The organism is Howardella ureilytica (genome assembly GCF_054657495.1).
Genome location: NZ_BAAHYP010000019.1, coordinates 1 through 4814 on the forward strand (window position 1 = coordinate 1; position 4814 = coordinate 4814).

A 4814-nucleotide genomic window follows, 5' to 3' on the forward strand; every position below is an offset into this window, starting at 1 on the left:
TTTGTGAATCTGATTTATTATAATATGTGCTTCAAATACGATACATAATATATGCCGCATATATTATGTATTGCACAGGCTTTCATTTTTAATAAATATTATTTATCACTTTTTTCTTTTGATTTTCTTCTTATGACGAAAGATGCAAGCAATGTTGCAACAGAAACAAATATTCCGAATATCGGCCATGCCTTAACAACACCGTCTCCTGTTTTCGGGTTATCTTTTCCGCTTATCGAACCATCGGATGTATTCGAGGCTGTTCCGTTATTTTCAGGATTTTTCGAATCGCTTTCGCCGTTATTATCATCCACGTCGATATCAGAGTTCGGACTTTCGGTAATTGTATATACTCTGTCAAAGGATCCGTAGTAATTGCCTATACCTGTTATTGTTACGGTATATTCCCCTGCATCTTTACAATCATTTACTCTTTTTCCGTTTAATGTATAACTTACTTCATAATCTGTTCCGGACTCCAAGGTCTCGCCTGTTTCTTCATCGCTTAAGACCACTATCGGATTTTGTATGCTTCCGTTATATGCATTGGACAAAGTTACATCTATTTCATATGCGGATAAGTCATCCGTAATTGCCTTTTTGTTTATTGCTGCCAATGTATATTCCTGATTCCCCGTCTCCGCAAGATAACAATTATCCGCATCCGTCCCCGAAATAGATAGATTTGTGATGTTAACATACTTATTCTCACCGGCATATTCGCTGTCAAATGTTCCGACAGCCGATACCTCGAGATTATCCGTGTCAACTTTTCCGCTTATGTCCGCGTCGCCGAAGTCAAGCTCTGCATCGGTATTTCCGTCATATACTTTATCTTTCGCATTGATACCGGAAATTGTAATCGGCTTCTTGAAAATAGTATATGAAGTATTAATTGTTCCCGTATAATTTCCCTTGCCCGTTATTGTTACGGTATATTCGCCCGCATTCCTGCATTCACTTATATTTTTTCCGTTTAATGCATAGTTTATTTCATAATCCGTTCCTTCGGTCAAAGCCATACCTGTTTCAACCGCACTGACGGTTATTTCGGGATTTTGAACACTTCCGTTATAAATATTGCCCGGCACTGCCGCCACATGAAAATCATCAAGTGATATTTTGGCTATAGTATATTTCCTGTCAACAACACCGTCGTAATTGCCTCTTCCCGTTACTTTGACGGTATATTCTCCTGTTTCCTTACACTCTCTTACGGTTTGTCCGTTTAATGTATAACTGATATCATAATCGGTTCCCTGCAAAAGTGTCTTACCTGTTTCTTTATCAGTTACGGTTACGGTCGGATTTTGGGCGTTTCCGTTGTATAAACCGCTTTCCGGCGTTACATTTATTTCATATGCGGATAAGTCATCCGTAATTGCCTTCTTATTTATTGTTGCCAATGCATATTCCTGCTGACCCGTCGGTGCAAGAGAATAATTGTCGGCTGAAGATCCCGAAAGAGAAATATCTTTAATATTAACATGCTTATTCATTCCGACTTCCGCACTGTCAAATGTTCCTACCGCAGATAATATAATGTTGTCCGTTTCTGTCTTGCCATCTATATGTGCCGAACCGAAGTCCAGTTCCGCATCGGTATTTCCGTCATATATCTTATTTTTTGCCTGTATTCCCAAAACAGTAACCTGCTTTTTATTAATTGTATATGTACTGTTAAAGGATCCACCATAATTACCTTTACCTGTTACGGTTACAGTATACGTTCCCGCATCTTTACATTCGTTTACACTTTTTCCGTTAACGGAATATGTAACCTCATAGTCTGTATCTTTACGCAGTACATTGCCTCTTACCGCATCGATTACCGTTACCGTAGGGTTCTGTGCGCTTCCGTTATATGTAGTATTGTTACCTACAACGGATACTTTGAAAGATGCGGGAGTAATATTTGCATTAACGTTTGTGGTTTTGTTTATAAGATTGTAATTAAATGCTCTTGTTCCCGTAAGTTCCAAATTTACGGTTACATTTTTATCGTTACCCGTTTCGGCACTGTCAAAGGAAGCGCTTCCGGTTACATTAATACCATCTCCGGAATAAACTCCCGAAAGTGTAATCTTGTTTAATTCTAACTCCGCATCGGTATTTCCGTCGTATGGCTTATCCTTTACGCTTATGTTTTCGGCAGTGACATCTGCTTTATTTATGGTATATATCTTCGAAACCGTACCTGTATAATTACCTATACCGGTAGCTGTTACTGTGTATTCTCCCACATCTATGCACTCATTTACGGGTTTTCCGTTTTGAGTATAAGTTAATGTATAATCCGTATTCTTTCCTATTGTTATATTGGACGGTGATGTTATTACAACAGACGGATTATTAACATCTCCCGTATATGTACCCGGTGCTATATCATGAAAAACAAATGTACTCTGCAATATATTCCCGGTTAAATGCTGTTCTTTATTTTTATCGCCGTTTACACTTCCGATAGCATAATTTTGTGATTTATCGCCTTTTAAACTTAAAAGACTTACAACAACATCTTTATTGTTGCCTACTTCCGAATTTTTGAAATTCGCATTATAATCCAACTCCACTCCGGATTCTTCCCCCGGAATAATTCCGCCTAATGTAAAAAGTCCCGTATCAATCTGTGCATCAGTCTTTCCGTCATACATTCTATCCAAAACTTTATATTCGCCGTTTACTTCCAGCTGCTTAGGCGTTATCCAATATTCTGTTTCATTTTCACCGGCATACAATCCCTTTCCGATGACTTTTACTTTATAGCTGCCTGCATTCTTGCATTCGGATACTGCACTTCCGTACAGTTCATAACTTAATTCATAATCCGTTCCCTCTGTAAGTTCTTTTTTTCTCCTGACATCTTTTACCGTAATTTTATGTTCTTTACCGTTATATACGGCATCCGTCGGATTTTCAATTTGTATTCTGTTGTCATCGCCTATATTGTAAGGAGGATTTGCCACATCATATTGAATTTTTCTGACATGTGAAGCCGTCGTACTGAGTATCATATCCGAACCGTCCGTAACGGAGTATTCATTTTTTTCCACAGTATTCGTTTCATCTGTTAATTTTAAATGCTCAATATACCAGCTTTTATATTCCACCGTTACTTTTACTTCTTTATTTTCACCGTCGGCATACATATAATATCCTACGTCTTTTGCATATGCCATTTTAATGCGGTCGGTATCCACACCTTCAAACGTAACAGTCTCTTTGCCGTTTGTAACTTCAGCCTTATTTGCAACATATTCTCCGTTTTCCTTGGTAAATCCCTTCACTTCAAAACTGTCCAATGCCCCCTTCCCGAGCAATACGAAAATGCCGTTTTGATAATTAAGGCGATAATCCATTGAATATGATATATATTCCGCATTTGAAATAACATGTTCCGGACTTTCTACTCCGTCGTTGACGTTTTTTTGATTATCCTGTGCCATAACCGGAGCCGTAACTCCTATTGCCGTCGCCAGTGCGCCGGATATAATAAACGCATTGATTTTTTTCATATTTCCGCTGATTTTGCTTTTCCTGATTTTTTTCATATCCATACTTCCCAAATATATAAAATTTAAAAATCAGTTCCTATAAACTTCATTTGATTTTTAAAAATAAACTCATCAAAATCGTAAAGACACCGTCATTGTTAATTAAGCATATATTATCTTAAAACATATAACGGTGTCTTCCCGACTCTAAATCTTATCTTTAATCTCTGATTTTCCGATTGTTCAAACAAATCGATATAATCGCAACTGACTTATTTTTACTCATATCCACATGTATAATATTAACCTATTCACAAGAAAATGATTGACTTAATCGTACATGTTCCGATTCAATTACGTCATTATTTTTTTATGTTTTTTCTTTTTCTTTTTATTCCCAAAACTGTAAACAATACGGCAACAGGAACGGTAAATATGCTTACGGCCTTCCATACGTTACCGGTTGTGTCTCCCGTATCAGGTGCTTCGGATTTTGCGGAATTATAAAGAACCACATCCGATCTGTCATCAAATTTAAGAGGATCTGTTCCAATCTTCTTTTCGTCTCCGTCACTTATTCCGTCTCCGTCTGTATCAGCGTTAAGCGGATCCGTTCCGTCCTTCTTCTCGTCTCCGTCGCTTACTCCGTCCAAGTCCGTATCTGCGTTAAGTGGATCTGTTCCGTCCTTTTTCTCGTCTCCGTCGCTTACTCCGTCCAAGTCCGTATCGGCGTTAAGCGGATCTGTTCCGTCCTCCTTCTCGTCTCCGTCACTTACTCCGTCCAAGTCCGTATCTGCGTTAAGCGGATCTGTTCCGTCCTTCTTCTCGTCTCCGTCACTTGCTCCGTCTCCGTCCGTATCAGGTTTAATAGGGTCCGTTCCGTCTTCCTTCTCGTCCCCGTCGCTTACTCCGTCTCCGTCCGTATCGGCTTTAAGTGGATCCGTTCCGTCTTCCTTCTCATCCAAGTCACTTACTCCGTCGTAATCCGTATCAGGTTTAAGGGGATCCGTTCCGTCTTCCTTCTCATCCAAGTCACTTACTCCGTCATCATCCGTATCAGGTTTAAGTGGATCCGTTCCGTCTTCCTTCTCGTCTCCGTCGCTTACTCCGTCTTCGTCCGTATCGGCTTTAAGGGGATCCGTTCCGTCTTCCTTCTCGTCTCCGTCGCTTGCTCCGTCTTCGTCCGTATCAGGTTTAATAGGATCCGTTCCGTCTTTCTTTTCGTCTCCGTCGTTTACTCCGTCGTCATCCGTATCAGGTTTAAGAGGGTTCGTTCCGTCTTTCTTCTCGTCTCCGTCGCTTACTCCGTCGTCGTCTGTG

At 39.8% G+C, this 4814-nt stretch carries 1 protein-coding gene and 1 pseudogene; both read right to left on the reverse strand.

The window, feature by feature from the left end; genetic code table 11:
- Positions 1-98 precede the first annotated feature (98 nt).
- Entirely contained in the window at positions 99-3551 is a 3453-nt protein-coding gene (locus ACYQ1N_RS07465; RefSeq protein ID WP_459834479.1) for a YDG domain-containing protein, read from the reverse strand.
- Between the two features lie 305 nt (positions 3552-3856).
- Positions 3857-4814: pseudogene (locus ACYQ1N_RS07470) on the reverse strand (hypothetical protein); the annotation flags it as partial.

Excerpts from the sequence above, each read along its gene's own strand:
- ACYQ1N_RS07465 (WP_459834479.1), bottom strand. The coding sequence starts at position 3,551 with ATGAAAAAAATCAGGAAAAGCAAAATCAGCGGAAATATGAAAAAAATC.